Consider the following 26,645-nt stretch of genomic DNA (forward strand, 5'->3'; position numbering starts at 1 on the left):
AGGGAGCTTGCTCCCGCTGGAGTGCGAAGCGCTCCCAGTACCGGTCCCCACGGTTCATCGGGTCGCCTGGCCCTGGGGCTGCTGCGCAGCCCAGCGGGAGCAAGCTCCCTCGCCACAACAGCTGGCTTCTACAGTGGTTTCTACCCTTTAACCAAGGACTCTTATGTCGCGTCGTATCTCCCCCGTCATACCCGGCTTCGGGCTGACGCTGGGCTACACCGTCGTGTACCTCAGCCTGATCGTGCTCATCCCGCTGGCGGCGATGTTTGTACACGCCGCTCAACTCACCTGGGATCAGTTCTGGAACATCATCTCCGCACCCCGCGTGCTGGCGGCGTTGAAACTGAGCTTCAGCACCGCGTTGTACGCCGCGCTGATCAATGGCGTGATCGGCACCTTGCTGGCCTGGGTGCTGGTGCGCTACACCTTCCCCGGACGCAAGATCATCGATGCGATGATCGACCTGCCGTTCGCCCTGCCCACCGCCGTGGCCGGTATCGCGTTGACTGCGTTGTACGCGCCTAACGGGCTGGTTGGCCAGTTCGCCGCCGACCTGGGCTTCAAGATCGCCTACACCCCGCTGGGCATCACCCTGGCGCTGACCTTCGTCACCTTGCCCTTCGTGGTGCGCACCGTACAGCCGGTACTCGCCGATATCCCCCGGGAAGTCGAAGAGGCCGCCGCCTGCCTGGGCGCCAAGCCGCTGCAAGTGTTCCGTCACATCCTCGTGCCGGCGCTGTTGCCGGCCTGGCTGACCGGTTTTGCATTGGCCTTCGCCCGTGGCGTCGGCGAGTACGGTTCGGTGATTTTCATCGCCGGCAACATGCCGATGAAAACCGAGATTCTGCCGCTGCTGATCATGGTCAAGCTTGACCAGTACGACTACCGCGGCGCCACCTCGATCGGTGTGCTGATGCTGGTGGTTTCCTTTGTCCTGCTGCTGCTGATCAACTTGTTGCAGCGGCGCATCGAACGTCCATAAGGAGGCGCGGAACATGTCCCAATCGTCTATTTCCGCCGCGTCCTCGGCCAACGCCGCCCGGCGTGGCAGCGCCACCTCGCGACGTATCCTGATCGGCCTCGGCTGGCTGGTGTTCGCGCTGTTTTTGCTGCTGCCGCTGTTGATCGTGGTGTCCCAGGGCTTGAAGAATGGCCTCGGCGCGTTCTTCACTGCGATCCTTGAACCGGACGCGCTGTCGGCGCTGAAACTCACGGTAATCGCCGTGGTGATTTCGGTGCCGCTCAACCTGGTGTTTGGTGTCAGCGCCGCGTGGTGCGTGAGCAAGTATTCTTTCCGTGGCAAAAGCATATTGGTAACGCTGATCGACCTGCCGTTCTCGGTCTCGCCCGTGATCGCAGGCCTGGTGTACGTGCTGATGTTCGGCGCCCAGGGCTTCTTCGGACCGTGGTTGCAGGACCATGACATCCAGATTGTGTTCGCCTTGCCTGGCATCGTGCTGGCGACCATCTTCGTCACCGTGCCGTTCGTAGCCCGCGAGCTGATCCCGCTGATGCAGGAGCAGGGCACCCAGGAAGAAGAAGCCGCGCGTCTGCTCGGTGCCAACGGCTGGCAGATGTTCTGGCATGTCACCGTGCCGAACATCAAGTGGGGCCTGATCTACGGCGTGGTGCTGTGTACCGCGCGGGCCATGGGTGAGTTCGGCGCGGTGTCGGTGGTGTCCGGCCATATTCGTGGCGTGACCAACACGCTGCCGCTGCACGTCGAGATTCTCTACAACGAATACAACCACGTCGCCGCCTTCGCGGTGGCCAGCCTGTTGCTGATCCTGGCGCTCTTCATCCTGCTGCTCAAGCAGTGGAGCGAGAACCGAATCAACCGCCTGCGCAACAGCGCCGGTGAGGAATAAGTCATGTCGATCGAAGTCCGTAATGTCAGCAAGAACTTCAATGCCTTCAAGGCCCTGGACAGCATCAACCTGGATATCCAGAGTGGCGAGCTGGTGGCTTTGCTGGGCCCGTCCGGCTGCGGCAAGACCACCTTGCTGCGCATCATCGCCGGCCTGGAAACCCCGGATGACGGCAGCATCGTGTTCCACGGCGAGGACGTCTCCGGCCACGATGTGCGTGATCGCAACGTCGGCTTTGTGTTCCAGCACTATGCGCTGTTCCGCCACATGACCGTGTTCGACAACGTCGCCTTCGGCCTGCGCATGAAGCCGAAAAACCAGCGCCCGAGCGAAAGCCAGATCGCGACCAAGGTTCACGACCTGCTGAACATGGTGCAGCTCGATTGGCTGTCCGATCGCTACCCGGAACAACTCTCCGGCGGCCAGCGCCAACGTATCGCCCTGGCCCGCGCCCTGGCGGTAGAGCCTAAAGTGCTGCTGCTGGACGAACCGTTTGGCGCCCTCGATGCCAAGGTGCGCAAGGAGCTGCGCCGCTGGCTGGCGCGCTTGCACGAGGATATCAACCTGACCTCGGTGTTCGTGACCCATGACCAGGAAGAGGCCATGGAAGTTGCCGACCGTATCGTGGTGATGAACAAGGGCGTGATCGAGCAGATCGGCTCACCGGGCGAGGTTTACGAAAACCCGGCCAGCGATTTTGTGTACCACTTCCTGGGTGACTCGAACCGCCTGCACCTGGGCGAGGATAAACACCTGCTGTTCCGCCCCCATGAGGTGTCGCTGTCGCGGCATGAGCTGGAGGATCACCATGCGGCTGAGGTGCGTGATATTCGGCCATTGGGCGCGACCACACGGGTGACCTTGAAAGTCGAAGGCCAACCCGAGCTGATCGAAGCCGAAGTGGTAAAAGACCACGACAGCCTCACCGGCCTGGCCCGTGGCGAGACCCTGTTCTTCAAGCCCAAGGTCTGGCAAAAAGCCTAAGCTCACCCCAGTGCCAAATGTGAAATGGGGCCAATGTGGGAGGGGGCTTGCTCCCGATAGCGGAGTGTCAGTTGGCCTATGAATCAGCTGACCCACCGCCATCGGGAGCAAGCCCCCTCCCACATTCAGACCTCGCTTGGCTTGAGATCGCGACGAGCCACCGGCCCCGAGCGCGCTTCAATCTGTTGTTTCAGGTCCTGCCGCAAGCCCACCAGAAACGCCAACTCCGCCACCACAAACAACGGCCCCACGATCAGCCCCGACACGTCGTCCACAAACGCCGGCTTGCGGCCTTCGTAGTAATGCCCGACAAACTGGATCACCCAGCCCAGCACAAACAGGCCCACGCCGCTGCCCAGCCACACCGCCGTGCTCTGCGCCGCCAGTACGTGCCCGGCCCACACCGACAAACCCATCAGCACCGTCATCAACACACCCAGCGCCAGCTCCAGGCGCAGGTAGAACCACGCCGAAAACAGCGCCAGCAGCACCGCCGGTGATAGCCACAGCCCGCCCACCGCCCATTCGGGGCGTGACAGCAGCACGGCGACCGCCACCACAATCAACGGAATGCCGATGAAATGACTGGTGATATTGCGCGGGTCGCGGTGGTAGGCGGCGTATTGACTGAGGTGGTCGACGAGGCTTTTCATTGTTATTCCTCTAGTAGGATGTTTGATCATGCCCTGTCAGTCGGCTGCCAGCGGCTGCTGATGATGATCGCGCAAGGCCAGGGTGAAGTCGAGCAGGCGCGCCTATGAACCGCGATAGGTGGAGAAGCCGTAAGGGCTGAGCAACAGCGGGATGTGGTAGTGCTGGTCAGCCTGCTTGACCTGGAAAATCACCGGCACTTCGGGGAAGAAGGTTTCGCGATTCGCTTTCTTGTAATAGTCGCCGGTCTTGAACACCACGCGGTACTCGCCCGGCTTCATTTTGCGATCAGCCGGGAACAGTTCGGCGATGCGCCCTTGCTGGTTGGTCACGCCTTGGGACAGCGCCTGCCATTGGTCGCCCACGTGTTCTTCCAGGGTGACGTTGACGCCGGCGCTCGGCAGGCCATTTTCCAGGTTGAGCACATGCACGCTCAGCGGGTTGCCGTCGGCCAGGGCCAGATTGCACAGGCCGCTCAGGCTGAGGGCGGCGAGGGTCATGCTTAGGGTTTTCATCGAGAAGTCCTTGTTGACAGGAGTGGAATCAAGGGGAGATTTTCAAGCCCAGTTGCTCGGCCGCCTGTACGGCGCAGGCTTCATCCTGCGGCGCGCCGCCGGCACCGGCGATGCCCAGCGCGCCGACCAGTTCGCTCTCGGCAAACAGCGGCACGCCACCGCCGAGCAACAGCAATTCGGGCAAGCTGTTAAGGTTGGCGGCCTCGGGGTTGTTGCGCGCACGCTCGGCGAACAGCCGGGTTGGGGTTTTGGTCGACAACGCCGTGTACGCCTTGCGCTGGCTGGCGAGGCTGTTGTGCGGGCCAACGTCGTCGGCGCGCAGGCTCAGCAGCAGGTTGCCGCTACGGTCGAGCACGGTCAGCGCGGCGTTGCAGTGAGCCAGGCTGGCATCGGCCAATTGGCGCGCGGTGCGTAAATCAAGCGTGGCGTGGCGTGGCAGTTGTGGCGTCGCCTGGGCGGCAGTCGCGACGGCGAGGCTCAGGAATAAAGCAGTGCGATACATGGTGAACGCTCCAGAAGGCAGGCCGTCACGGTAGCCAGTGGAGGTGGACAAAAGCCGCACAATTTGATGACAGGTTTGTAATCAAACCCAGAGGTAAGGCATGCACGTGTTGTTAGTGGAAGACCAGCCGCAATTGGCGCAACGGATGGCCCAGGGCTTGAGCGAGGCCGGTTTTACCGTGGAAGTCGCGGCCAACGGCATGGCCGCGCAACGGTTTGTGGAAAGCACCGTGTACGACCTGGTGATCCTGGATGTGATGCTGCCGGGCCTGAATGCCTGGAAGTTGCAGCAGGAGGTTCGCCAACGCGGCGAAACGCCCGTGCTGTTTCTGACCACGCCCGATGGCATTGAAGATCGTTTGCGCGGGTTGGAATTGCATGAAGACGACTACTTGCTCAAGCCGTTTGATGCCAAGGCATTGGTGGCGCGGGTGAGGAAGGTGTTGCGGCGTGATCGGGGACGGTGATGGCCTGGGCAATCGCTATCGGGAGCAAGCCCCCTCCCACAGGTGAACGCATTCCAACTGTGGGAGGGGCGGTGCGACGATTCGACTTGCCCCCGATGAGGCCATTACAGCCACCCCACATCTCCCTACCGCAACCCATCCCTGAACTGCCCCGGCGTCATCCCCGTCCAGCGCTTGAACGCCCGATTGAAGCTGCTGGTATCGGCGAACCCCAGCAAATGGCTGATCTCGGCCAATGAACACTGCGGATCGCGCAGGTGCAACAGCGCCAGGTTCTGCCGACACTCATTGAGCAGCGCATCAAACCGGCAGCCTTCATCCGCCAGGTGCCGCTGCAGGCTGCGCAGGCTCAAATGTAGCGCCTGGGCGATCCGCTCCGCGCTGGGTTCGCCGTCGGGCAGTTGCGCCTCGATGGCGGCGCGCACCTTGCGTTCCCAGGTCAGCGGTTGCAGTTGGGCCAGGGTGCGCTTGAGCACGGTTTCATTGTGTTCGGCCAACTCCGGGTTGGCGTCGTCCAGGTGGCTGTCGAAGTCGCGGGCGGCGAACTCCAGGCGGTCTTCCTCGGCGCCGAAGAACACCGGTGAGCGAAACACCGTGTGCCACGGTGCAGGGTCGGCCGGTTCCGGGCGCCGCAGGTATACCGCCAGCGGTGCGTAGTCACGCCCCAGGCGATTGCGGCAGGTGCGCACATAGATCGCCGCGAACGCATCGATGGCTTCCAGCGCCGGCGCCGGGCTGCCTTCGGGTTGCAGCAGGCGGAAACGGTAGCCGTCACCGTGACGGCTCAGCTCCAGGCTCAGGGCATCACTGACCACCTGGTGATAGCGCACGATACGCTCGAACACCTCGCGCAGGCTGCCGCTGGCCACCAGCGCATACCCCAACGCATGAAAGGTGGTGGGGCTGACAAACCTCGACACCCGCAAGCCAATCGCCGGATCGCCACTGGCCTGCACCGCCAGTTCCCAAAGGCGCGTGGTGGCCGACAACGGGTAGCGCGCATTCGGGTCGTCCATCAACAGCGGGTCGAGCCCGGCCTCGCGGCAGAGCGCGGCGCTGTCGAGGCCCAGGGCGTCGAGTTGCTTGCGCAGGGCGCGGGTCCAACTGGCGAGGGAGGTGGGTTCGGTCATGGCGATTGGCGCTTGCGGTCAACAGGTTGGCGTGCGGAGCTAGCGCCCTGCGCCAGGGTAGGGTGCAGGATGCAGGCATCACTCCACTAGAGAATGGAAGCATGGACGGTACTTGTGCAAGTCCCCAGCAGATGAACGCCCAACAGCGTTCGGCGCATATCCGTGAGGTGGTGCTGGCCGAGGGCGTGCGATTGCGCCAGCGCCACCCCTGGCTGCTGCATCAGGACGCCCTGGGCGCGGGCATCCTGGCGTTTGCGCTGGTCGGCATGCTGGGTTCGGCAGCGCTCTATATCAGCGGTCAGATGGCCTGGTGGGTGTGCCTGCTGCTCAATGCCTTCTTCGCCTCACTCACCCATGAGCTGGAACATGACCTGATCCACAGCATGTACTTTCGCAAGCAGCGCGTGCCGCACAACCTGATGATGGGCCTGGTCTGGCTGGCGCGACCGAGCACCATCAATCCATGGATTCGCCGGCACCTGCACCTTAACCATCACAAGGTCTCCGGTACCGAGGCCGATATGGAAGAGCGCGCGATCACCAACGGCGAGCCCTGGGGCATCGCGCGCTTGCTGATGGTGGGCGACAACATGATGTCGGCATTGATCCGCCTGCTGCGCGCCAAGACCTGGCGGCACCGGTTCAGCATCCTCAAGCGCGTAGTGATGGTGTACGCACCGCTGGCGCTGCTGCATTGGGGCGCGTGGTACGTGTTCCTGGGTTTTCATGCCGCCAATGGCATCGCCAGCCTGATGGGCGCGCCCATCGAATGGTCAGCCGGGACGCTGCAGATGATGCAGGTGATCGACATCGCCGCCGTGGTGATCATCGGCCCCAACGTGCTGCGCACCTTCTGCCTGCACTTCGTCAGCTCCAACATGCATTACTACGGCGACGTGGAGCTGGGCAATGTGATCCAGCAGACCCAGGTGCTCAACCCCTGGTGGATGTGGCCGTTGCAGGCGTTCTGCTTCAATTTCGGCAGCACCCACGGCATCCACCATTTTGTGGTGAAGGAGCCGTTCTATATTCGCCAGATGACCGCTAAGGTGGCGCACAAGGTCATGGCCGAGATGGGTGTGCGCTTCAATGATTTGGGCACCTTTGCGCGGGCCAATCGGCTTGAGCGCCAGGAGCAGCCGCGCAGCGAGCTGTCATTCAGCAAGCGATGAATGCCAACGGCAGGTCGCGGATCTGTTCGCGCGCCGGCGGCTGGTAGTGATCGTCGCTGGTCAATTCATGCAGCAGCTCTTCGCGCAACTGGTGGAATTCAAAGCTGCTGCGCTGGCGTGGATGGGGCAGGGCAATCTCGACCACCTGCTTGATCCGTCCCGGTCGAGGCTCCATCACCACCACCCGGTCGGCCAGGAAAATCGCTTCCTCCACGTCGTGAGTCACCAGCACCGTGGTGATTCTGGCGCGGGCGCGGATCGCCAGCAATTCGTCCTGCATCTGCTGGCGGGTCAGCGCATCCAGTGCGCCGAACGGCTCGTCCAGCAGCAGAATTCGTGGGCTGGCGACCAAGCCGCGAGCGATCGCCACCCGTTGCGCCATGCCGCCGGACAACTGGTGAGGATAGGCGCGGGTGAAGTCAGTCAGGCCCACCAGTTCGATAAAGTCGCTGATGCGCCGGCTGCGCTCGGCCTCGCTCAAGGTCTCGTTGACCAGACCCAGGCCAATGTTCTGTGCCACCGTCAGCCACGGAAACAGGCGGTGTTCCTGGAACACAATGCCGCGTTCGCCACCGATGCCGTTCACCGGCTTACCGTCCACCTGAATCTCGCCGCGAAACTGCGTATCCAGCCCCACCAGCAAGCGCAGCAGCGTGGATTTTCCGCAACCGCTGGAGCCGACAATCGCAACGAATTCGCCCTCGGCGATCTGCAGGTTGAACTCACGGATGGCCTCCAATTCGAAGCCGTCCACATCGAAAGACTTGCCCACATGGTTGAAGCTGACAATCGGTGCGTTCATGCGTGTCTCCAGCGGGTGGCGCGAGTTTCCAGGCGTTGGCCGACAAGGTTGAGGGTGGCGCCGGTAAGGCCGACCAGCAGCATGCCGCTCATGATCAAGTCCATGCGCAGCAGCTGTTGGGCGCCGATCATCAGGCTGCCGATACCGCCGTTGGACGGCATGAAGTATTCCGCGCCGATGGTGCCCAGCCAGGCGTAGATCAGGCTCAGGCGCAGGCCGGCGAAAATTCCCGCTGCCGCGCCGGGCAAGATCAGGCAGCGCAGCCGTTGGGGCAGGTCCAGGCGCAGCACTTGGGCGGCTTCGCTCAGTTGGGGGGACAGGTTCAACACGCTGCGCTGGGTGGCGACAAACAAGGGGAAAAACGCCGCCAGGCCGATAAACACCCACTTGGCCAATTCCCCCAGGCCAAACCAGGCCGTGAGCAGTGGCACCCAGGCGAAGATGGCGATCTGGCGCAACGCGGCGAGGGTAGGGCCCAGTACCCGCTCACTGCGCGGTGACAAGCCCAGCCACAAGCCCACGGCAAACCCCAGGCTGCCGCCCAGCACCAAGCCGCCCAAGGTGCGCCCCAGGCTTTTGCCCAGCGCCCCCGACAGCGTGCCATCCGCGACACCCGAGGCGGTGGTGTGCAGCACCGTCCACGGGCTCACCAGGATATTCGCGTCGACCCAGCCCTGTTGCGTCGCCACCTGCCACAGCGCGAGCAACAACAGCGGCAGCAGCCACGGCTGCAGGCGTTGCCAGCCGTGGTAACGCGGGCCGCGACGGATCTGCGCCGTGGCCGGATGCGGCCAGTGCACCCAGCGCCGATCCAGCCAGCCGATGCCACGGTCCATCGCCACGCCCAGCACGCCGATGACCACGATGCACACAAAGACGATATCGAGCATGAATAACTGGCGCGCCCACACCATCAGGTAGCCGATGCCTTCGCTGGAGGCGAGCAATTCCACCGCCAGCAGCGACGTCCAACCGGCCGCCAGGGCCAGGCGCACGCCGGCCATGAACGCCGGCAGGGCGGCGGGCAGGATCAGCCGGCGGATCAGCAGAGGGGTGGGCAGGCGCAGCACCCGCGCAGCCTCACGCAACTGCGGTTGGGCGTCGCGCACGCCGACCAGGGTATGCAGGGTGACTGGCACCACGATGGCCTTGACCAGCACCACCAGTTTCAGCGTCTCGCCAATGCCGAAAAACACCATGAACAGTGGGATCCACGCCAGGGTCGGCACCTGCGACAGCGCGCTGAATGTCGGGAATACCAGGCGCTCGGCACGCGCGCTGAAGCCCAGCCAGGCACCGAGCAAGGCCCCGGCGCTGATGCCCGCCAGCAAGCCCCAGCACAAGCGCTGCAGGCTGATCGCCAAATGGCTCCACAACTCGCCGCCCGCCAGTTCCACCGCGCTGCGCCAGACCAGTGAAGGCGGCGGCAGGATCTGTTCGCTCATCCACTGCTGACGGCTGGCCAGCCACCACAGGGCAAACAGTGACAGCGGCAGCAGCCAGTGGCTGAACGACGGCCAGCGCAGGATGGGCGTTGTAAGAGGCGGGCTCAACCGTGCGCTCCGGGCCATTGAGGACTTCCCTTTCGTTATGTGATTTCGATCTTATAAAAACGTAATCAAGATGATTGTGGGATAAGAGAAGTCATTTAAAGCCTGCGCCCGGCACGCATCCAATGCATTCGAAGAATATTTTCAATGCTGTTTATGCATAGTCCGCTGGAGCCTGCGGTTTGGCTTGCATAGTGCTAAAAGCTATAAAATTGTGAATTTATAGTATTTAAAGTTTTCAGCAGCCTGTGCCTACTTTCAGCTCCCCGGCGACCGTCGCCCACCAGGAGCTGCGCTTATGAAACTGCCCTTCAAACGTCTGATCACGCTGTTCGCGGGCACCGCACTGGCGGGGCTGGTGCATGCCGCCGAACTCAAGGAAATCCGCATTGCCGTGCCCGACCTCAGCGCTGGCACCCAACACAGCGGTGGCGGCATCACCGATGTGTTGCGCGAACAGCAGATCTTCGAAAAGGCCTTCGCCGACCAAGGCATCACGATTCAGTGGAATTACTTCAAGGGCGCGGGCCCGGTGATCAACGAAGCCTTTGCCAACGGCCAGGTGGACCTCGCCTACCTGGGCGACCTGGCGGCCATCATCGGCCGCTCCAATGGCCTGCAGACCCGCTTGCTCAGTGCAACGGCACGGGACATCAAGCAGTACCTCGGCGTGGTACCGGGCTCGGGCATCAAGACCCTGCAAGACCTCAAGGGCAAGCGCGTCGCGGTGTTTCGCGGCACGGCCAGCCAGTTGTCGTTCGACAGCGCACTGGCCAGCCAGGGCTTGAATGAGAAAGACCTGAAAGTCATCAACCTGGATTTCAACGCGGCCGGTGCGGCGCTGGCCGCCAAGCAGATCGACGCGACCTGGGGCGGCTCGAACCTGACCGCGCTGCAAGCCAAGGGGCTGGCCGAAATCGCCCTGACCACCAAGGACCTCGGCGGCGCCGGCAGCATTCAGGCGGTGCTGGTAGGCAGCAAACAGTTTGTCGATGAGCATCCCGACGCCGTGGCCAAGCTGCTCAAGGCCCAGCAGCAGGCGGTGCAGTGGTTGACCGATGACAACAACAAGCAGGCCTACATCGAGCTGGTGTCGGGGCTGGCCAGTTATCCGCCGGTGATCCTGACCAATGATCTGAAAGACCAGCAGCTCAGCGCGATTTTCCCGGCAACGCTTGATCCGGTGTTCCTTGGCAAATTGCAGGATGCAGTGGATTTGGCGTCCAGGGAAAAGCTGATTCGCCGGTCGTTTCAGGTGAGTGACTGGGTGGCGCCTGGGTTGGTGGCGGCGGGGCTTTGAGCTGAGTGGTGCCTGGGCCATAGCTATCGGGAGCAAGCCCCCTCCCACATTTTGAATTTATTCACAGATCAATTGTGGGAGGAGGCTTGCCCCCGATGAGGCCCTTCAAACCGCCACACTCACCTCTTGCCTGTCTACCTCAACCAACGTCTCGATCATCGCCTTGGCCGCCGGCGACAAGCGTGACCCGGTACGGCTGACAATCCCGCACCGCGCACTCAGGGTCTCCAGGCTCTGCGGCAGGTTGCGCCAGTGCAGCAGCACCAGCGCACCTCGGGCGATGTCCTCGGCGAACGCTTCTTCGGTGCCCACGCCGATGGCATTGGACTGCAGCACAATCTTTACCAGCGCCGGGAAGTGTTCGGTCTGGATGCTCGGTGAAAAGTCCATGCGCCCGCTCAGGTTTGCCAGCAGTTTGCGAATGCCCTGGGAGATCAGCGGCGCGGCCAGCGGGTAGTCGAACATGTCGTTGGTCGACAGGCTGTCCTTGGCCAGCAGCGGGTGCCCGGGGCGGCAGAAAAACACGCCGCGCTTGGGCGTCAGCGCACGGGTCTGGAAGTTCGGGTCGGCTTCGAACTGGCGGATGTCGGCAATGAAGAATTCGATCTCCTCACGGCTCAATGCACGGCTGAGCTTTTCCCAGTTATCCACTTGGAAACTGGTGCGGATTTTCGGGTGCGCGCCGATAAAACGCGCCACCGCATCCGGCACTAGCTTCACCGCCGGCGCCGGGCCGCAGCCGAAGCGCAGGTCGCCGGCATCGAGCTTGGTCATGCGCGTGACTTCACTGCTCAGCAAGGCGGCGCCATGCACCAGGGTCAGGGCGTGTTGCAGCACCACCTGACCTTCCGGTGTCGGGCGCAGGTCCTTGTGGCCACGGTCCACCAGCACGCAGCCAAACTCCTGTTCCAGCCCCTGGATACTGCGGCTGAACGCCGGTTGCGTGATGCCCATGGCGTCCGCCGCACGCACAAAACTGCGGTGTTCGTTGAGGGCGATGAAGTAGCGCAGCTGACGAAGATCCATATGCATTCCCGGCATTTGAAAAATAGGTCGAAGGCATTTGCGAGCGACCCAGCTGAGGTTTTAAATGCAAGCTCTTATTCCGTCAACGAAGCATTGGTTCAATTGCTAGATCTAAAAGGCATATGAATAGAGCGTTGTCGGCGAGCGTTCCACCATCCGCAGGCACATGAGGGTCACTACAATGAGCAACGCCGCATTAGCTGTTCAACCCATCGCCCAGGCACTGGAGATTCATCCGGTTGCCGGCCGCATCGGTGCCGAGATTCGTGGCATCACACTGTCCGGTCACCTCGATGCCGCCACGGTCGAAGCCATCCAGCAAGCGCTGGTGCAGTACAAGGTGATCTTCTTTCGCGAGCAAACGCACCTCGATGACCAGAGCCAGGAAGCCTTCGCCCATCTGCTCGGCGAGCCGATTGCGCACCCGACTGTGCCGGTACGCGACGGCACGCGCTTTTTGATGGAGCTGGACGGCACCCGCGGCCAGCGCGCCAATTCCTGGCACACCGACGTGACCTTCGTCGACGCCTACCCGAAAGCCTCGATCCTGCGTTCAGTGCTGGCGCCAGCCTCCGGCGGTGACACCGTCTGGGCCAACACGGCGGCCGCCTACAACGACCTCAGCGTCGAACTGCGCGCCCTGGCCGATAACCTCTGGGCCATTCACAGCAACGAATACGACTACGCCGCGCGCAAGCCGGACGTGGCGGTGGAGAAGCTTGAAGAATACCGCAAGGTGTTCACCTCGACGGTGTATGAAACCGAGCACCCGGTGGTGCGCGTGCATCCGGTCAGTGGCGAGAAAACCCTGCTGCTGGGGCATTTCGTCAAACGCCTGAAAGGCTACTCCCAGGCCGACTCGACGCAACTGTTCAACCTGCTGCAAAGCCACGTCACCCGCCTGGAAAACACCGTGCGCTGGCGCTGGAACAGCGGCGACGTGGCCATCTGGGACAACCGCGCCACCCAGCATTACGCGGTGGATGACTACGGCACCCAGGAACGCATCGTGCGCCGGGTGACGCTCAAGGGCGATGTGCCGGTGGGTGTGCAGGGCCAACGCAGCCAGACCACCAAAGGCCTTTAAATTCACAGAGATGATCGTTCCCACGCTCCGCGTGGGAATGCCTCCTGGGACGCTCCGCGTCCCGCTACCGCGCACAGGTGACGCAGAGCGTCACGGGCTGCATTCCCACGCAGAGCGTGGGAACGATCATAGGCCTTACCAGACCCCGATCTGCACGACCTTCTCCGCCTCTGGCTCCCCGTAGCGAAACCACTGACCACGCACTTCAATCTCCGTGTGGCTGATGGTCGTGCGCCGCTTCAACCCACGCAGCCACTCGAACAGATAACCCACGTGTATCTCGCGCACATCCGCATAGGCCGGATCGGCGCCCAGGTCGTGCACTTCCTGCGGGTCGTTTTCCAGGTCGAACAGCTGCGCGCGAAAGCCGTCGTACGCCAGGTATTTCCAGCGCTCACTGCGCACCATGGTCATGCGGCAACGGTCGATCGGCTGGCCCAGGCGCTCGCGGGCCGGCGCCTGGAAGGCGTAGTCGTATTCGGCAATCGCATACTGGCGCCAAGGGGTCGGCTGACCATGCAGCAGCGGGATCAGCGAGCGGCCTTCCAGGCGGTGATCGGCGGCGGGCAGGCCCAGGGCGTCGAGGAAGGTCGGCAGGGCATCGATGGTCTCCACCAGGCGCGCGTCCACCGAGCCGCGGCTGCTATCGGCACCGGCGCGCGGGTCGCGCACAATCAAGGGAATGCCCACGGCAGGCTCCAGTAGAAATTCCTTTTCACCGAGGAAGTGGTCGCCGAGGAAGTCGCCGTGGTCGCTGGTGAACACGATCAGCGTGTCATCCCAGCGCCCGTTGCTTTGCAGGAAATCGAACAGCCGCCCGAGCTGGTCGTCGATCTGTTTGATCAACCCCATGTAGGTCGGAACCACCGTGAGCCGCACTTCGTCGCGGGAGAAATTCACGCTCTCCTGATGTTGACGGAATGCCTGGTACACCGGGTGATCGCTGGTCTGCTCCGGTTGAATCGGCGCCTGCACATGCTCGGCGGCGTACATCGCGTGGTACGGCGCCGGTGCGATATAGGGCCAGTGCGGCTTGATGTAGGACAGGTGCAGGCACCAGGGTTGCTCGGCCTGCTCCTGGATGAAGTCGATGGCGCGGTCGGTGGTGTAGACGGTTTCCGAATGCTGCTCGGCGACCCGTGCCGGCAAACCGGCGTTGCGCATATGCCAGCCGCTGAGCACTTCGCCGTTTTCACCTTGTGCGGCATTGGCCCATTCATGCCACGGGTTGCTGCCGCTGTAGCCCTGTTCGCGCAGGTAATGGGTGTAGGGCGCGGACTCGCGTTTATCCTCGAACAGCGGGCTGTCGGGGTAGATGCCGTCGTGACGAAAGTAGGTGTCGAAGCCCACTTCATTCAGCGGCTCGGCCTGGGCGCTTTCAGGGTCGATGTTCACGCGTTGCAGCGCATCCAGATTCGGCGTGGCGTGGGTCTTACCCACCAGCGCAGTACGGATGCCGTGGGGGCGCAGATAGTCGCCAATGGTCAGCTCGTCCAGGGGCAGCGGCACGGCATTCCACGCCACCTGGTGGCTGCTGACATAACGCCCGGTGTACGCCGACATCCGCGACGGCCCACAAATGGTGCCTTGGGTATAGGCCCGGCTGAAACGCACGCCGGCGGCGGCAAGGCGGTCGATATTCGGCGTGTGCAAATGCGCATGGCCATAGCACGACAGGTAATCGCGGCGTAGTTGATCGCACATGATGTACAGCACATTGCGCACGGGTTGGGGTTGGGACATGAGGCTTCACCGAATGGAGGACAGGTGAGGTTTTTTCGCTGTTTGGGTAGGGCGCTGGCAAGTGCATTTGGGGACTGGGTTTGATGCAGGGACTGCATGGGTATTGCTACCGGCGCCATCGGGGGCAAGCCCCCTCCCACACTTGATCTGTGAATACATTCAAATGTGGGAGGGGGCTTGCCCCCGATGGCGTCGGTTCACACAGCGACATTCTCCAGCGTACACATGTCTTCATCCAACTCATCTATTTGCTTGATCTGCTCAATCATCGCCTCCGCCAGCGGTGACAACCGATACCCCGCGCGGCTGACGATGCCGTAGCGGGTGTAACGCTCCTCCAGGTTTTCATCCAGGCCGTCGATCGCCAGGCACACCAATTCGCCGCGAGCCATCTGCAGCACGTCGCTGTTGGCGCTGACGATACCGATGGCGTCCGAGCGCAGCACCACCCCCAGCAGGCTGTAGCCGTTTTCGCATTCGACATTGGGCAGGTAATCCGGTCGGCCGCTGAGGTCGACGATGACTTTGCGCAGGTTCGGTGGGCGGATGGTCACGGCCAGCGGATAGCTCATCAGTTCGGCGGCGCTGACGCTGTCGCGGGCGGCGAGGGGGTGGCCGACGCGGCAGCAGAAGTACCAGCGGCGCGGGCGCAGGCGATGGGTGTGATAGTCGGGGTTGGCTTCGAAATGGCGGGTGTCGGCGACGAAGAATTCGAACTCTTCGCTGAGCAGGCGTTTGCTCAGGCTGTCCCAGTCGTCCACCTGGAACTGCACGCGGGCCTTGGGATAGCGCCCGATAAAACTGCCGATGGCGCGGGGGATCAAGCCGCCCGCCGGGGCCGGGCCGCAACCGAAGCGCAGTTCGCCCGCCTCGAGGCCATTGAATTGGCTGATTTCGTTAGCCAATTGCTGCGCGCCGCTGACCAGGCGCCGGGCATGTTCGAGCAGCACCTGGCCTTGTTTGGTCGGCGCCAGGTCTTTGCGCCCGCGGTCCACCAACTGGCAGCCGGCGCTGTGTTCCAGGGCCTGGATGCTGCGGCTGAAGGCCGATTGCGACAGGTTCACCGTCAACGCCGCCGCGACAAAACTGCGTTGTTCGGCGAGGGCGATGAAGTGGCGAAGCTGGCGCAGGTCGATATGCATTTTTCACATCAAAAATATCCGGGAAATGCATTGGCTATGCATTAGGTCGACTCCTTATAAAGGCTATCTCTTATGCAGTAAATGTTCGTAAAAACATAAATAAATAACCTAAAGGAATATCAGAGATTGAATATTCCTGGGTTCCGGAGCCGCTCATGAGTCTGTTCACGCCCGCTTTACCTTGCTCTCCCTGGACGCTCAAGCGCCTGCCCTTGGCCCTGTTGCTCGCGGGCAGTGCCGGTTGGACGCCCAGCCACGCGGCCGAGCCGGCGCCTGCGGGCGAAAGCGCCAGTGGTCAGCTGGAAACCGTCACGGTCACCGCACGGCGGCGCACCGAAAGCGCCCAGGCGGTACCGACGCCCATGAGCGTGGTCGGCGGCCAAGCGCTGGAGAGCCAGCGGGTGTACCGGATTCAGGATTTGCAGCAACTGGTGCCCAGCGTCAACGTCGCCTATATGCATGCGCGCCAGTCCAGCGTGTCGATTCGCGGCCTGGGCAACAACCCGGCCAGTGACGGCCTGGAAGGCAGCGTGGGGTTGTATATCGATAACGTGTACCTCGGCCGTCCCGGCATGGCGGTGTTCGACCTCATGGACATCGAGCAGCTCGAGGTGCTGCGCGGCCCGCAAGGTACGTTGTTCGGCAAGAACACCACGGCGGGGGTGATCAATATCAGCACGCGCGCGCCGAGTTTCACCCCGGAGCGCAGCATCGAAACCTCGCTGGGCGAGGACGGTTATTTCCAGACCAAGGGCACGATTTCCGGCCCGCTGAGCGATGAACTGGCCGGGCGCTTTTCGGCCTATCGCACGCGCAGCGACGGCGACATCAAGAACGAGCATGACGGGCACGACCTCAATGGCGGTTCACGCCAGGGCTTTCGCGGGCAACTGCTGTACAAGCCCAATGAGGCGTTCAACCTGCGCTGGATCGGTGACTACAACGAGGAGGATTCCAGCGCCGGTACCCGTGTGCTCTACAGCACCGGGCCGACCATCAACGGTACCAACCTCTACCAGTCCAGGGCCAACGCAGCGGGCGCCACGCTGGTCGACGGCACCCACCGCAAGGTCAATCTGGACAATGACCAGCACGTCACGGTGTTTCAGGGCGGAACGTCGCTGGAGGCCAACTGGACCTTGCCGAGCGATTTCACCCTGACGTCGGTCAGCGCCTATCGCTGGTGGAATTTCACCCCGCGCAATGATGACGGGCTTAACGTGCCGGCCTCGTATAACGCCGGCGTATCGGTGGAAGACAAACAGTGGTCCCAGGAATTTCGCCTGGCTTCACCCCAGGGCGGGTTCTTCGACTACGTGCTCGGCGCCTACTACTTCGGCTCAGACCTGGATAACCAAGCCTTCGCCTACTACGGCCCGAGGGCGGACATCTGGAACGGCACGCCGACCGGCTCGTTGAATAATGTGAGCAGCGTCGGCAACGGGCACATCCGCACCGACAGCTTTGCGCTGTTCGCCCAAGGCACCTGGCACCTGACTGAACGCCTGGATTTCACCGCCGGCCTGCGCGGCACCTACGAAGAAAAAAGTGCCTGGGTGACACGCAATGCCCCGCTCGGCGGCGCAGCGGTCAGCGGCGCGGCTGCCACGGCGCGGCGCGGGCGTGCCGGGGCGTATGACTCGGGTGACCTGACGCAATACAGCGCCACGCCGTCGGGGCTGCTCAATCTCAGTTATCACTTCAACGACAACCTGCTGGGCTACGCGACGCTGTCCCACGGCGAGAAGTCCGGTGGCGTCAACCTGGCGGTGGGCTCGGCACCGACGGCCGGGGCCGACTCGCTGCTGATCGGCACCGAGCGGGCCAACAATGCCGAGTTGGGTTTCAAGAGCACGTTGTGGGATCGACGCCTGCAGCTCAATGCCAACCTGTTCTGGACCCAGGTCAACGGCTACCAGACCAACGCCTACGACCAGGACAACCGTGTGCAATACCTTACCAACGCCGGCTCCGTGCGCTCGCGGGGCGTTGAAGTGGAAAGCACCCTGGTGCCGATCAAGGGCCTGACGCTGAATATCAACGGCTCGTTCAACGACGTGAGTTATCTGTCTTACAAGGACGCGCCATGCCCGCCGGAAGTCAGCCTGCGCCCCGGTGCGCCGGCGTCCTGCGACTTGACCGGGCACCAGGTGGTGGGCGCGTCGAAATGGATTGCCAATGCCAACGGCGAGTACAAGTGGAACCTGGATAACGGCTTTGAACCCTACGTCACCGCCAGCTACGCATTTCGCTCCAAGGCGGTGGGCACGGTGGAAGACTCCGACTACGGGCAGATCCCCGCCTATGCGCTGGTCAACCTCTCCACAGGCCTGCGCGGCAACTACGAACAAGGCCTGTGGGATGTGTCGTTGTGGCTGAAAAACGCCTTCGACAAAACCTACTACACCACCCTGTGGACCGGCGGCAACGGCGGTTACGAAGGCCTGCTGGGCACGCCGCGTACCCTAGGCGTGACCGGGCGCTACGACTTCTAGCCCGGTGCGATAGGTGGCCGGGCTGAACACCCGCGTCACCAGCAGCATCGCCACCGCCGTTACCGTGAGCACGACCCAGGCGCTGATGAAGTGGCCGGTGAGTTCGCGCAGCCAGCCGGTCAACCACGGCGAAATCGCGTTAATCAAAAAGCCCACGCCTTGTACGAAGGCAGCCAGTTGCCCGGCCTGGCGTGGGTCGCGGTGATGGTCGAGGGTCAGCAGCAGGCTCAGGGCGAAGCACGCACCCAGGCCGAACCCGCACAAGGCCACCCATAGGTGGGGGAATGCGGTGGGCGCGATGATCAGGCCGAGGTAGCCGAGGGTTTGCGCCAACAGGCTGAAGCCGAGCAGCGGGCGACGGTCGATCCCACGTTGCGCCAGTACTGGCATCAACAGCGCGGCGATTACTTGGAAAATGGTCATGAACGCCAGCAACGAGCCGCTGGGCAGCACGCCCCAACCCAGTTGCTGATAGTAGGCGGGCAGCCAGGCCACCATGCTCATGTAGCCGCAATTGACCAGGCCGAAATACAGCGCCAGCAGCCAGGCGCGGCGGTTGCGCAGGCCTTTGAAGGCCGGGGCAACCTGTGTATTTCGGGCGGCGCCCAGTGGCAACCCTGCCCATAGCAACAACGCCCCCAGCGCCGGCAACAGCCACACGCCCAGGCCCGCCTGCCATTGCTGGAAATACGTGGCCACCACCGGGCTGAGCAGCGCCGCGAGCCCTCCACCGGCCATCAGCGACGCCGAATACACGCCCATCGCCACCGGCACTCGGTGCTGAAATTCGCGCTTGATCATCGCCGGTACCAACGCCTGGATCAGCGCCACACCCGCGCCGCCGAGCAATGCCGTGACCAACAGCGCCGAGGCCTGGCCCATCAGCCAGCGCGCCAGGCACGCCAGCAAAATCGTCACTAGTCCCAGCGCAATGCCGCGCCGTTCACCCAGCCGTGCTTCTACCCGCACGCCCACCAGCGCCACCAACCCCATGCACACCACCGGCAAGCTGGTGAGCAAGGCACTGCTCTGAAAGCTCAGGCCGGTGGCTTGGCGAATTTCACCGAGCAGCGGGCTGATGGAGCTGAGGATGGGCCGCAGGTTCAGTCCCAGGACCACCAGGAGGCCCCAGCCTGCGAGCTTGCTGGCGATCGAATGGTTAAGCGTCATGCAGGACCTGCCGGAGTGCAAAAAGAGGCAGGGAGTATGCCAGCCGTTGTGCTGGGTCGACAGCCTGAGCACACCCGTGGTGAGTTGCTTGCCTAGTGCGATGCAAATCCCGTTTGAACCATGCCTTCGCTGAATATTTTGTATGCCGTAAACGCATGCAAAAACAAGCGCTTCGCGCAAAGCCACGGAAGACGCGGGCTTGACGCAGCGGGCCCATTTTTATATTCGCTTTAGATATATCCATAACTTTAAAGATTACTTTAAGAGATAAGCGCTCAACCCCGATGATTCAGCCCTCGACGGCCTTTCAAGCAGGCCTGTCGGTTTTTTGGTCTTAAAGCCGTAGGGAGTGAATCAATGGGCAATGTCCAGACCGCCGCCAGTGCACAAGAGGCGCAATGGCGCCTGGCACCGGGTGGTGAGTTGGTCGACCTTGGCCGGCCGCACCGTGCGCCGTTGGGGCAGCTGCGCTTGCAACAGACCCCCAAGCGGTTTTCCAGCCGACGCGAAGGCGTTCTGTTGGGCTTGCTGGTGTTGGCCTTGCACGGCGCCGTGATCTATTGGGTGAGCCAGAAGCCCACTCCGGTGCTGCCAGTGGTGCCGCCGGAAATTCCGCCGATGACCATCGAGTTTTCCCGGCCGGCGCCACCCGTGGTCGAGCCGCCACTGCCCGTGCCGCCGCCACCTGCGATGATCGAGCCGCCGCCGCCGGTGGTGGATGAGTTGGCCGCCAAGCCGGCGCCGCCCAAACCGATTCCTAAACCCAAACCCAAGCCCGTGCCCAAACCTGAGCCCAAGCCGGTACCCAAGGCGATCGAACAGCCGCCCGCGCCGCCTGTACCCGCGCCGCCGGCACCTGTTGCACCGCCCGCGCCGGCCCCGGTAACGCCCGCTTCGGCCAACGCCGCTTACCTGAAGAACCCGGCGCCGGAATACCCGTCGCTGGCCCAGCGTCGCGGCTGGGAGGGCACCGTGTTGTTGCGGGTGCACGTACTGGCCAGCGGCAAACCGGGTGAAATCCAGCTGCAGAAAAGCAGCGGTCGCCAGCAACTCGATGACGCCGCATTGGCCGCCGTGAAGCGTTGGAGCTTCGTGCCGGCCAAGCAGGGTGACGTGGCCCAGGACGGCTGGGTCAGCGTGCCGATCGATTTCAAGATCCATTAATTATTCAGCTGCACAGAGGGAACACATCATGGCTTTGGCATCTCCACTTGAATCCATTGAAAGCGCGGTGATCTGGCTGTTGGTGGTCTTTTCGGTCGCCACCTGGGGCTTGGCGTTGTTGAAGGGCGTGCAATTCGGGCGCCTCAAGGCCCAGGATCGCCGGTTTCATAAAAAATTCTGGGCTGCCTCAAGCCTGGACGCCGCCGCCGAATTGACTGAAACCCAACCGGGCGCGGCGGCCCGAGTAGCCCATGCCGGTTACGCCGCGATCCAGGTCGGCGATACCCAGCACGCGGCTGACCTGAGCCAGGCCATCAATCATCAAGACCGCCTTGAGCGTGCCTTGCGCCAGCAGATCGTGCGTGAACGCCGCTCCCTGGAAACCGGCCTGGCCGTGGTCGCCAGCATCGGCAGCACCTCGCCGTTTATCGGCCTGTTCGGCACGGTGTGGGGCATCATGGAGGCGCTCAAGGGCATCAGCGCCGCCGGTTCGGCCAGCCTGGAAACCGTAGCGGGCCCCATCGGTGCGGCGCTGGTCGCCACGGGCGTGGGGATTGCCGTCGCGGTGCCAGCGGTGCTGGTCTACAACTATTTCCTGCGTCGCCTGAAGCTGACGGCTGCCGACTTGGACGACTTTGCCCACGACTTCTACAGTCTCGCGCAGAAAAACGCCTTTCGCGTGCTGTTGCACCCGGCGCTGACCAAGACCAGCGCCGCCAACCCGCAAAAAGTGAAGGAGGCCTCCTGACATGGCCTTCTCCACCCAAGACAGCGACGAGGTGCTGAGCGAGATCAACGTCACGCCGCTGGTGGACGTGATGCTGGTGCTGCTGGTGGTGTTCATCGTCACCGCGCCGCTGCTCACCAATGCGATTCCGATCAATTTGCCCAAGACCGAAGCCGTGGCCCCGGTCGAGCAGAAAGACCCGCTGGTGGTGAGCATCGACGGTGCCGGCAAACTGTTTATCAACAAGGACGAAATCCAGCCGGACCTGCTGGAGTTCAAGCTGCAGGCGGCCAAGGCCAAGGACCCCGATGTGCGGGTGCAACTGCAGGCTGACGATGGTGTGAACTACGGCGAAGTGGCGCGAGCCATGGCGTCTATCGAGCGCGCGGGGATAACCAAGCTGTCAGTGATTACCGCACGTTAATCGCAACAAAGCCGCGACGATTTTTGGGCCGTTTCCTTGGCAGGGTGCGGCCTTTTTTTTTGGATGTGGGAGGGGCAAGCCCTAATGCCAGTCAGTTAAGAAGTAGAAAGGGTAAAAAGTAACCTGTGGCGAGGGAGCTTGCTCCCGCTGGACTGCGCAGCAGTCCCATTTTTGGGGCCGCTTCGCGGCCCAGCGGGAGCAAGCTCCCTCGCCACAGGTACAGTGTTCGTCCTTAACTGACTGGCATTAGGGCAAGCCCCCTCCCACATTTTGACCGCATGCGGGATTGAGATTTTGGTTATTAATAAATAGCTTCTTATTCCTTAACGAATATAAACCGCGTCCCTATACTGGTCAGCAACGTTAAACGCTGCAGGAGGGCACACCCATGCACAGCGAATCGATTCGTTACCTGATCGTGCCGGGCTGGCAAGGATCGCCAGAAAATCATTGGCAAAGTCACTGGCAGAACAGCCTGCCCAACAGCGCGCGCGTGGAGCAGGATGACTGGCTGACCCCGCGCCGCGAAGACTGGGTAGCGGCGTTGGCCGAGGCCATCGCCGCCGACAGCACGCCGGTGATCCTGATCGCCCATAGCCTGGGTTGCATCACCGTGGCGCATTGGGCCGCCACCGCGCCGGTGAATTTCCTGCGCCAGGTGCGCGGTGCCTTGCTGGTGGCCCCGGCGGATGTCGAACGTCCGGCCTGCGCCCCCGCCCTGCGCAACTTTGCGCCGATTCCTACCGACCTGTTGCCGTTTCCCAGCCAAGTGGTCAGTTCCGACAACGACAGCGCCGTCAGCGCGCCACGGGCATTGGAGCTGGCGCGTCACTGGGGCGCCGAAGCCGGCATCCTGTCGGGGGCCGGGCATATCAATGTGAAGTCCGGCCACCAACGCTGGGAGCAGGGTTTCGCGTACCTCTATCGCCTGCAAATTCGCCTCGAGCATCACGCTCGGCGCCGTGCATAACCTATTTCAACGCCCTGTCCCTGAGTGGATGGGGGCGGGAGCCTGCCATGAGTCTGCATGAAACCTACGGCCAGCCATTGCTGACCTTCCCCGATGCCGAAAAGAGCCCGCTGAGCATCCGCGCCAAGGCGCTGGTGTTCGTCGACCCACGTTCGCGGCAACTGCGCGAAGAGCTGGAAAATCTCGCACCGCGTGCGCTGCCCGTGTTGATTCGCGGCGAGACCGGTAGCGGCAAAGAGCTGCTGGCGCGGCATATTCACCGTGGCAGTGATCGCTCGGGCTTGTTTGTGTCGGTCAATTGCGGCGCGATCAGCCCGACTTACGCCGACGCGGAGCTGTTCGGCTATGCCGCCGGCAGCCATAGCGGCGCGGCGAGCAGCCGGGCGGGGTGGTTCGGTTCGGCCAATGGCGGCACGCTGTACCTGGACGAAATCGGCGATTTGCCGTTGCCGATCCAAGTCAAATTGCTCGCCGCTCTGGAAAACCACGAAGTCACCCGCGTCGGCGCCCACCAACCCAGCCCGGTGGACGTGCGCCTGGTGGCCGCCACCAGCATCGACCTGGCCCAGGCGGTGGCAGCGGGCAAGTTCCATGAGCGCCTGTTCCATTATCTGAGCGAAGGTCAATTGGACCTGCCGGCATTGCGCGAGCGGGTCGGCGACATCCTGTCCCTGGCCGAATACTTCCTGGGCATCTACAGCCAGCGCCTGGAACTGCCGGTGCCGCTGATCAGCGACGCCGCCCAGCGCGTGCTGGAACGTCATAGCTGGCCGGGTAATACCCGCGAGCTGGAAAACGTTATCCACTTTGCCCTGTTGGTGAGCAGCGGCGATGAGATTCTGCCCGAGCATCTGAACCTTCCCGCCGCCGGCTCGCCCTTGGAGCTGGTGCAGCGGATTTTCGCGAACGCCAGTCCCACCGAACGGGAGACGCTGCGTACCTTCCTGTATGAGCAAAATGGAATATCAACGTGAATAAAAGATATTGTTCGGGAATAAAAAATCTAGGTATTGTCCACTCCACGCCGCGATAGCACTTCGCTGGCACTCCACATAAAAACGGTCGTTAGAAGGACATTGCATGAAAAAGGTTCTGTTGTTTACCGCACTGGCGGCTGCCCTGACTGCCAGCTTCGCCCAGGCCAACGAGAAACTGGTGGTGGCCGCCACCCCGATCCCGCACGCCGAGATCCTTGAGCTGGTCAAGCCAACCCTGGCCAAGGAAGGCGTAGACCTGCAGATCAAAGTCTTTACCGACTACGTACAGCCGAACGTGCAAGTGGCCGAGAAGCGCCTGGACGCCAACTACTTCCAGACCCTGCCGTACCTGGAAAACTTCAACGAGGGCAAAGGCACTAACCTGGTGACCGTGGTCGGCGTGCACGTTGAACCTATCGGCGGGTACTCGAAAAAAGTCAAAAACATCTCTGAGCTCAAAGATGGCGCCACTGTGGCCATCCCGAACGAAGGCTCCAACAGTGGTCGCGCCCTGTTGCTGCTGCAGAAGAACGGTCTGATCACCCTGAAAGACCCGACCAACCCGTTGTCCACGCTCAAGGACATCAAAGACAACCCCAAGCACCTCAAATTCAAGGAGTTGGAGTCGGCGCTGCTGCCCCGCGTACTCGACCAGGTTGACCTGGACGTGATCAACACCAACTACGCGCTGGAAGCCGGCCTGAACCCAGCCAAAGACGCGCTGATCATCGAAGACGCCAAGTCGCCCTACGTGAACTTCCTGGTCGCTCGCCCGGACAACAAGGACAGTGACGCGATCCAGAAACTGGCCAAGGCCCTGACCAGCCCCGAAGTCAAAGCCTTCATCGAGAAGAAGTACAACGGCGCGGTCGTGCCAGCGTTCTGATGTAAGTCAAAACCCCCTTCAAGGTTTCAACGCCGGTGGCTAATAAAGCGCCGGCGTTTTTTTGTGACAGATACAAGGCGTCGAAGTGAGGCGTTAAGTTGTGGAGCGCAACTTTATACCCGTTACATTAAGGGAGTTTATTGGTTTTGTTTGTGGATTAGTTCCATTGAATGTTTTCTTGAATTGCCGGCTTATGTTTCTTAAATAATCTTACATTTGTATCTTTGTTTTTTTGTTTTTTTACCCGCAGGCTTAGAGTCGATGAAGGAGTTAACGCATGGAGGCGCCGGCAAGTGTTGTCAGCTTTTTGGAGCCAATAGTTATGACTCAGCATGTCTCTTCGCATCAACTGCTCACCACCTCCCCAAGCATGAGTCCGGTAGCGGCCCAGCCCCAGAGCCCTAAGAGCTTTGAATCCACCTACCCTCTAAGCGAATTCAAGCCCGTCCCGAACAATATCCATATGGTGTGGGTGGGCTCGGAACCAAGCGCCAAGCAGGATGAATACTTGCGTCAGTGGGCATCCAAGAACCCTAACCATGAAGTCACGCTTTGGGTGGATTCCACTCAATTTGATGCTTACGCCACGAATAAGTCCGCGCAGGCAAAAGCGGAAGCTATTTATCCAGGCTATCAATCAGAGCGTCCCATTCGCGGTTTATTCAGCCAGCTCAAAGTGACTATGGAATCTCCCAGGCAGCGTAAACCTGCAGAACAGTCACAAGTCATCAGCGAGTTGAACAAAGAGCTGTCTGCCTCGAGTAACAAACAGTTGAAAGCGCTACTGCTGCCCGAAGGTGGAAACGTGACGGCTGCTAACGCTCGGCAGGTACTTGACGGATTTGAGCGTTACGCGCAGCGCACCGACGATAAGTTTTATCAAGCAGAAGCCGTGATTCTGGACCAGACGACAAAATCCTGGGACCGTTACGCGAGTAACCCTCCCCGTGATATCAGTACGCTGACGAGTTTAAAAGAGCGGTTTGCCGATCAAAAGAACATTCAGATTCGTGACCTGAGCAATCCCTCGGACATTCGATTACAGAACAAAGACGTGTATCAACACGAAATTATCGGACGCAACGGTGGCTATGCTGCAGCCTCGGACGTGGCACGTTATGAAATCGTCAATCGTTATGCGGGCACTTATACGGATATTGATCTGGAGAGCGTACGACCCCTCGATGGCGCACTGCATGCCCATCCCGATTTAATGCTGGTCGGCATGGCTGAAGGCAAAAATGACGCAAAGGGCAGCGCCACCCCTTATTTCGCCAACGCCTTATTTTCCAGCCATGCCCAGAGTGCGATGCTGTCCAGCCTGATTGATGACATCGGCAACAACTACCGTTCCATGAAGGGCAATGAGTACGGCGGTGACCGTTACTTCAGTCGCCCGAATAAAAGCACGATTGAAACCACCGGCCCCAATGCATTACGCGGGCACGTCGACAAAGTGATACAGCAAGCGAAGGGGCAGCCGGATCTGGTGCGCAGCGATGCCCGCTCTCTGGCTGATCGAATATGGGACAAAGCAAAGCCGCAAAACGAAGAGTACTGGAAGCTCGTGGATTCCCATTTCAAATTCCCCGACAACTACGTCAATTTTGAGACCGAAGAGCAGCAAAACAGCGCTACCAAAGCAATGGCCGGTGGCGGCCAGCCCGACGCGCTGAAGAGGGGCTAAATAGTGTTGAGAGCCTCGCCTGTCGGCGGGGCTTTTTTATCGACGCGTTCACGTCTCGCGCTCGGTTAAGCAATCCCCCAATAAGTTAGCTATTTGGGTGATATTAATATGCTATTTCGGTATTTAAATTTTTCTTTTTATACCTTTAAAGTTCGCGCTACCCGACGTTACCCACGCCGGAACGGACAGCGCTCGCCACATTATCCT

The 26,645-nt window shown here is 61.7% G+C and carries 25 protein-coding genes; 15 read left to right on the forward strand and 10 right to left on the reverse strand.

What is annotated here, in order from left to right; all coding sequences use genetic code 11:
- The first annotated feature begins 163 nt into the window (after window positions 1-163).
- Genes cysT through C4J85_RS01025 form a run of 3 tightly spaced genes read left to right on the forward strand, consistent with a single transcriptional unit; the run spans window position 164 to window position 2,852 of the window.
- On the forward strand, window positions 164-982 hold the full coding sequence (cysT, locus tag C4J85_RS01015; RefSeq protein WP_065949976.1) for a sulfate ABC transporter permease subunit CysT: 819 nt from the start codon (window positions 164-166) through the stop codon (window positions 980-982).
- 13 nt (window positions 983-995) lie between these two features.
- Window positions 996-1,868, forward strand: coding sequence for a sulfate ABC transporter permease subunit CysW (gene cysW, locus C4J85_RS01020; RefSeq protein WP_122686303.1), 873 nt, complete (start codon window positions 996-998; stop codon window positions 1,866-1,868).
- Window positions 1,869-1,871: 3 nt separating this feature from the next.
- On the forward strand, window positions 1,872-2,852 hold the full coding sequence (locus C4J85_RS01025; protein ID WP_124360744.1) for a sulfate/molybdate ABC transporter ATP-binding protein: 981 nt from the start codon (window positions 1,872-1,874) through the stop codon (window positions 2,850-2,852).
- 125 nt (window positions 2,853-2,977) lie between these two features.
- Here the strand turns inward: C4J85_RS01025 and C4J85_RS01030 are convergent, their stop codons facing one another.
- The 3 genes from C4J85_RS01030 to C4J85_RS01040 form a co-directional block, all read right to left on the reverse strand.
- Complete coding sequence (locus C4J85_RS01030) at window positions 2,978-3,505, reverse strand: DUF962 domain-containing protein (protein ID WP_124408786.1); 528 nt, start codon at window positions 3,503-3,505, stop codon at window positions 2,978-2,980.
- Window positions 3,506-3,607: 102 nt separating this feature from the next.
- Window positions 3,608-4,018, reverse strand: coding sequence for a hydroxyisourate hydrolase (gene uraH, locus C4J85_RS01035; RefSeq protein WP_124360746.1), 411 nt, complete (start codon window positions 4,016-4,018; stop codon window positions 3,608-3,610).
- 28 nt (window positions 4,019-4,046) lie between these two features.
- A complete protein-coding gene (locus tag C4J85_RS01040) occupies window positions 4,047-4,520 on the reverse strand; it encodes a heme-binding protein (RefSeq protein ID WP_124408787.1) in 474 nt (157 codons plus the stop codon).
- 100 nt (window positions 4,521-4,620) lie between these two features.
- Here C4J85_RS01040 and C4J85_RS01045 point away from each other — a divergent pair, with 100 nt between their 5' ends.
- Window positions 4,621-4,986 (forward strand): response regulator, encoded by a 366-nt coding sequence (locus tag C4J85_RS01045; RefSeq protein ID WP_124365385.1) that lies wholly within the window; start codon window positions 4,621-4,623, stop codon window positions 4,984-4,986.
- 125 nt (window positions 4,987-5,111) lie between these two features.
- Here C4J85_RS01045 and C4J85_RS01050 read toward each other — a convergent pair whose 3' ends face one another.
- Complete coding sequence (locus C4J85_RS01050; RefSeq protein WP_124365386.1) at window positions 5,112-6,116, reverse strand: AraC family transcriptional regulator; 1,005 nt, start codon at window positions 6,114-6,116, stop codon at window positions 5,112-5,114.
- A 101-nt stretch (window positions 6,117-6,217) separates the two neighbouring features.
- Here C4J85_RS01050 and C4J85_RS01055 point away from each other — a divergent pair, with 101 nt between their 5' ends.
- Entirely contained in the window at window positions 6,218-7,288 is a 1,071-nt protein-coding gene (locus C4J85_RS01055) for a fatty acid desaturase (RefSeq protein ID WP_124365387.1), read from the forward strand.
- Here the strand turns inward: C4J85_RS01055 and C4J85_RS01060 are convergent.
- Together C4J85_RS01060 and C4J85_RS01065 are read right to left on the reverse strand one after the other, a co-directional pair.
- Window positions 7,275-8,090, reverse strand: coding sequence for an ABC transporter ATP-binding protein (locus C4J85_RS01060; RefSeq protein ID WP_124408788.1), 816 nt, complete (start codon window positions 8,088-8,090; stop codon window positions 7,275-7,277). The two genes, C4J85_RS01055 and C4J85_RS01060, sit on opposite strands and share 14 nt — an antisense overlap.
- Window positions 8,087-9,661 carry an ABC transporter permease gene (locus tag C4J85_RS01065; RefSeq protein ID WP_124365389.1) on the reverse strand — a complete coding sequence of 525 codons (1,575 nt, stop codon included), beginning with the start codon at window positions 9,659-9,661 and terminating at the stop codon, window positions 8,087-8,089. Before C4J85_RS01065 ends, C4J85_RS01060 begins: the two co-directional genes overlap by 4 nt.
- A 277-nt stretch (window positions 9,662-9,938) precedes the next feature.
- Between C4J85_RS01065 and C4J85_RS01070 the strand changes: the two genes are divergently transcribed.
- The gene (locus C4J85_RS01070; protein WP_124360753.1) at window positions 9,939-10,940 is read left to right on the forward strand and encodes an ABC transporter substrate-binding protein; all 1,002 of its coding nucleotides are present in this window, start codon (window positions 9,939-9,941) and stop codon (window positions 10,938-10,940) included.
- A gap of 105 nt (window positions 10,941-11,045) precedes the next feature.
- Here the strand turns inward: C4J85_RS01070 and C4J85_RS01075 are convergent, their stop codons facing one another.
- The gene (locus tag C4J85_RS01075; RefSeq protein WP_124408789.1) at window positions 11,046-11,966 is read right to left on the reverse strand and encodes a LysR family transcriptional regulator; all 921 of its coding nucleotides are present in this window, start codon (window positions 11,964-11,966) and stop codon (window positions 11,046-11,048) included.
- 181 nt (window positions 11,967-12,147) lie between these two features.
- Here C4J85_RS01075 and C4J85_RS01080 point away from each other — a divergent pair, with 181 nt between their 5' ends.
- Window positions 12,148-13,053, forward strand: a complete 906-nt coding sequence (locus C4J85_RS01080) for a TauD/TfdA family dioxygenase (protein ID WP_124365392.1) — start codon at window positions 12,148-12,150, stop codon at window positions 13,051-13,053.
- Between the two features lie 135 nt (window positions 13,054-13,188).
- Here C4J85_RS01080 and C4J85_RS01090 read toward each other — a convergent pair whose 3' ends face one another.
- Together C4J85_RS01090 and C4J85_RS01095 are read right to left on the reverse strand one after the other, a co-directional pair.
- Window positions 13,189-14,796 carry an alkaline phosphatase family protein gene (locus C4J85_RS01090; protein WP_124408790.1) on the reverse strand — a complete coding sequence of 536 codons (1,608 nt, stop codon included), beginning with the start codon at window positions 14,794-14,796 and terminating at the stop codon, window positions 13,189-13,191.
- A 197-nt stretch (window positions 14,797-14,993) separates the two neighbouring features.
- A complete protein-coding gene (locus C4J85_RS01095) occupies window positions 14,994-15,938 on the reverse strand; it encodes a LysR family transcriptional regulator (RefSeq protein WP_124408791.1) in 945 nt (314 codons plus the stop codon).
- Between the two features lie 155 nt (window positions 15,939-16,093).
- Between C4J85_RS01095 and C4J85_RS01100 the strand changes: the two genes are divergently transcribed.
- Window positions 16,094-18,433: a TonB-dependent receptor gene (locus tag C4J85_RS01100; protein ID WP_124408792.1), complete on the forward strand. Its 2,340-nt coding sequence runs from the start codon at window positions 16,094-16,096 to the stop codon at window positions 18,431-18,433.
- On the opposite strand, the gene C4J85_RS01105 is transcribed toward C4J85_RS01100, so the two are convergent.
- Window positions 18,404-19,603: a CynX/NimT family MFS transporter gene (locus C4J85_RS01105; protein ID WP_124408793.1), complete on the reverse strand. Its 1,200-nt coding sequence runs from the start codon at window positions 19,601-19,603 to the stop codon at window positions 18,404-18,406. The two genes, C4J85_RS01100 and C4J85_RS01105, sit on opposite strands and share 30 nt — an antisense overlap.
- Before the next feature lie 357 nt (window positions 19,604-19,960).
- On the opposite strand from C4J85_RS01105, the gene C4J85_RS01110 reads away from it, so the two are divergent.
- The 7 genes from C4J85_RS01110 (at window position 19,961) to C4J85_RS01140 (ending at window position 26,438) form a co-directional block, all read left to right on the forward strand.
- Window positions 19,961-20,767, forward strand: coding sequence for an energy transducer TonB (locus C4J85_RS01110; protein ID WP_124408794.1), 807 nt, complete (start codon window positions 19,961-19,963; stop codon window positions 20,765-20,767).
- 25 nt (window positions 20,768-20,792) lie between these two features.
- Window positions 20,793-21,515: a MotA/TolQ/ExbB proton channel family protein gene (locus tag C4J85_RS01115; protein WP_124405748.1), complete on the forward strand. Its 723-nt coding sequence runs from the start codon at window positions 20,793-20,795 to the stop codon at window positions 21,513-21,515.
- Window position 21,516: 1 nt separating this feature from the next.
- Window positions 21,517-21,918: a biopolymer transporter ExbD gene (locus tag C4J85_RS01120; RefSeq protein WP_124360761.1), complete on the forward strand. Its 402-nt coding sequence runs from the start codon at window positions 21,517-21,519 to the stop codon at window positions 21,916-21,918.
- A gap of 388 nt (window positions 21,919-22,306) precedes the next feature.
- Window positions 22,307-22,888 carry an alpha/beta hydrolase gene (locus C4J85_RS01125; RefSeq protein ID WP_124408795.1) on the forward strand — a complete coding sequence of 194 codons (582 nt, stop codon included), beginning with the start codon at window positions 22,307-22,309 and terminating at the stop codon, window positions 22,886-22,888.
- Between the two features lie 47 nt (window positions 22,889-22,935).
- Window positions 22,936-23,862 (forward strand): sigma 54-interacting transcriptional regulator, encoded by a 927-nt coding sequence (locus C4J85_RS01130; RefSeq protein WP_124408796.1) that lies wholly within the window; start codon window positions 22,936-22,938, stop codon window positions 23,860-23,862.
- A gap of 106 nt (window positions 23,863-23,968) precedes the next feature.
- Window positions 23,969-24,751 carry a MetQ/NlpA family ABC transporter substrate-binding protein gene (locus C4J85_RS01135; protein ID WP_124408797.1) on the forward strand — a complete coding sequence of 261 codons (783 nt, stop codon included), beginning with the start codon at window positions 23,969-23,971 and terminating at the stop codon, window positions 24,749-24,751.
- Between the two features lie 277 nt (window positions 24,752-25,028).
- Entirely contained in the window at window positions 25,029-26,438 is a 1,410-nt protein-coding gene (locus C4J85_RS01140) for a TcdA/TcdB catalytic glycosyltransferase domain-containing protein (RefSeq protein ID WP_124408798.1), read from the forward strand.
- Window positions 26,439-26,645: the final 207 nt, after the last annotated feature.

Source organism: Pseudomonas sp. R4-34-07, from assembly GCF_003852375.1.
GTDB lineage: Bacteria > Pseudomonadota > Gammaproteobacteria > Pseudomonadales > Pseudomonadaceae > Aquipseudomonas.

Bases quoted from the DNA above. Each gene is read 5' to 3' on its own strand.
- C4J85_RS01125 (WP_124408795.1), top strand. From the start codon at position 22,307: ATGCACAGCGAATCGATTCGTTACCTGATCGTGCCGGGCTGGCAAGGA.
- C4J85_RS01065 (WP_124365389.1), bottom strand. From the start codon at position 9,661: ATGGCCCGGAGCGCACGGTTGAGCCCGCCTCTTACAACGCCCATCCTG.
- cysT (WP_065949976.1), top strand. From the start codon at position 164: ATGTCGCGTCGTATCTCCCCCGTCATACCCGGCTTCGGGCTGACGCTG.
- C4J85_RS01105 (WP_124408793.1), bottom strand. From the start codon at position 19,603: ATGACGCTTAACCATTCGATCGCCAGCAAGCTCGCAGGCTGGGGCCTC.
- cysW (WP_122686303.1), top strand. From the start codon at position 996: ATGTCCCAATCGTCTATTTCCGCCGCGTCCTCGGCCAACGCCGCCCGG.
- C4J85_RS01080 (WP_124365392.1), top strand. From the start codon at position 12,148: ATGAGCAACGCCGCATTAGCTGTTCAACCCATCGCCCAGGCACTGGAG.
- C4J85_RS01130 (WP_124408796.1), top strand. From the start codon at position 22,936: ATGAGTCTGCATGAAACCTACGGCCAGCCATTGCTGACCTTCCCCGAT.
- C4J85_RS01040 (WP_124408787.1), bottom strand. From the start codon at position 4,520: ATGTATCGCACTGCTTTATTCCTGAGCCTCGCCGTCGCGACTGCCGCC.
- C4J85_RS01030 (WP_124408786.1), bottom strand. From the start codon at position 3,505: ATGAAAAGCCTCGTCGACCACCTCAGTCAATACGCCGCCTACCACCGC.
- C4J85_RS01100 (WP_124408792.1), top strand. From the start codon at position 16,094: ATGAGTCTGTTCACGCCCGCTTTACCTTGCTCTCCCTGGACGCTCAAG.
- C4J85_RS01060 (WP_124408788.1), bottom strand. From the start codon at position 8,090: ATGAACGCACCGATTGTCAGCTTCAACCATGTGGGCAAGTCTTTCGAT.
- C4J85_RS01070 (WP_124360753.1), top strand. From the start codon at position 9,939: ATGAAACTGCCCTTCAAACGTCTGATCACGCTGTTCGCGGGCACCGCA.
- C4J85_RS01120 (WP_124360761.1), top strand. From the start codon at position 21,517: ATGGCCTTCTCCACCCAAGACAGCGACGAGGTGCTGAGCGAGATCAAC.
- uraH (WP_124360746.1), bottom strand. From the start codon at position 4,018: ATGAAAACCCTAAGCATGACCCTCGCCGCCCTCAGCCTGAGCGGCCTG.
- C4J85_RS01045 (WP_124365385.1), top strand. From the start codon at position 4,621: ATGCACGTGTTGTTAGTGGAAGACCAGCCGCAATTGGCGCAACGGATG.
- C4J85_RS01140 (WP_124408798.1), top strand. From the start codon at position 25,029: ATGGAGGCGCCGGCAAGTGTTGTCAGCTTTTTGGAGCCAATAGTTATG.
- C4J85_RS01025 (WP_124360744.1), top strand. From the start codon at position 1,872: ATGTCGATCGAAGTCCGTAATGTCAGCAAGAACTTCAATGCCTTCAAG.
- C4J85_RS01050 (WP_124365386.1), bottom strand. From the start codon at position 6,116: ATGACCGAACCCACCTCCCTCGCCAGTTGGACCCGCGCCCTGCGCAAG.
- C4J85_RS01075 (WP_124408789.1), bottom strand. From the start codon at position 11,966: ATGGATCTTCGTCAGCTGCGCTACTTCATCGCCCTCAACGAACACCGC.
- C4J85_RS01135 (WP_124408797.1), top strand. From the start codon at position 23,969: ATGAAAAAGGTTCTGTTGTTTACCGCACTGGCGGCTGCCCTGACTGCC.
- C4J85_RS01095 (WP_124408791.1), bottom strand. From the start codon at position 15,938: ATGCATATCGACCTGCGCCAGCTTCGCCACTTCATCGCCCTCGCCGAA.
- C4J85_RS01055 (WP_124365387.1), top strand. From the start codon at position 6,218: ATGGACGGTACTTGTGCAAGTCCCCAGCAGATGAACGCCCAACAGCGT.
- C4J85_RS01110 (WP_124408794.1), top strand. From the start codon at position 19,961: ATGGGCAATGTCCAGACCGCCGCCAGTGCACAAGAGGCGCAATGGCGC.
- C4J85_RS01090 (WP_124408790.1), bottom strand. From the start codon at position 14,796: ATGTCCCAACCCCAACCCGTGCGCAATGTGCTGTACATCATGTGCGAT.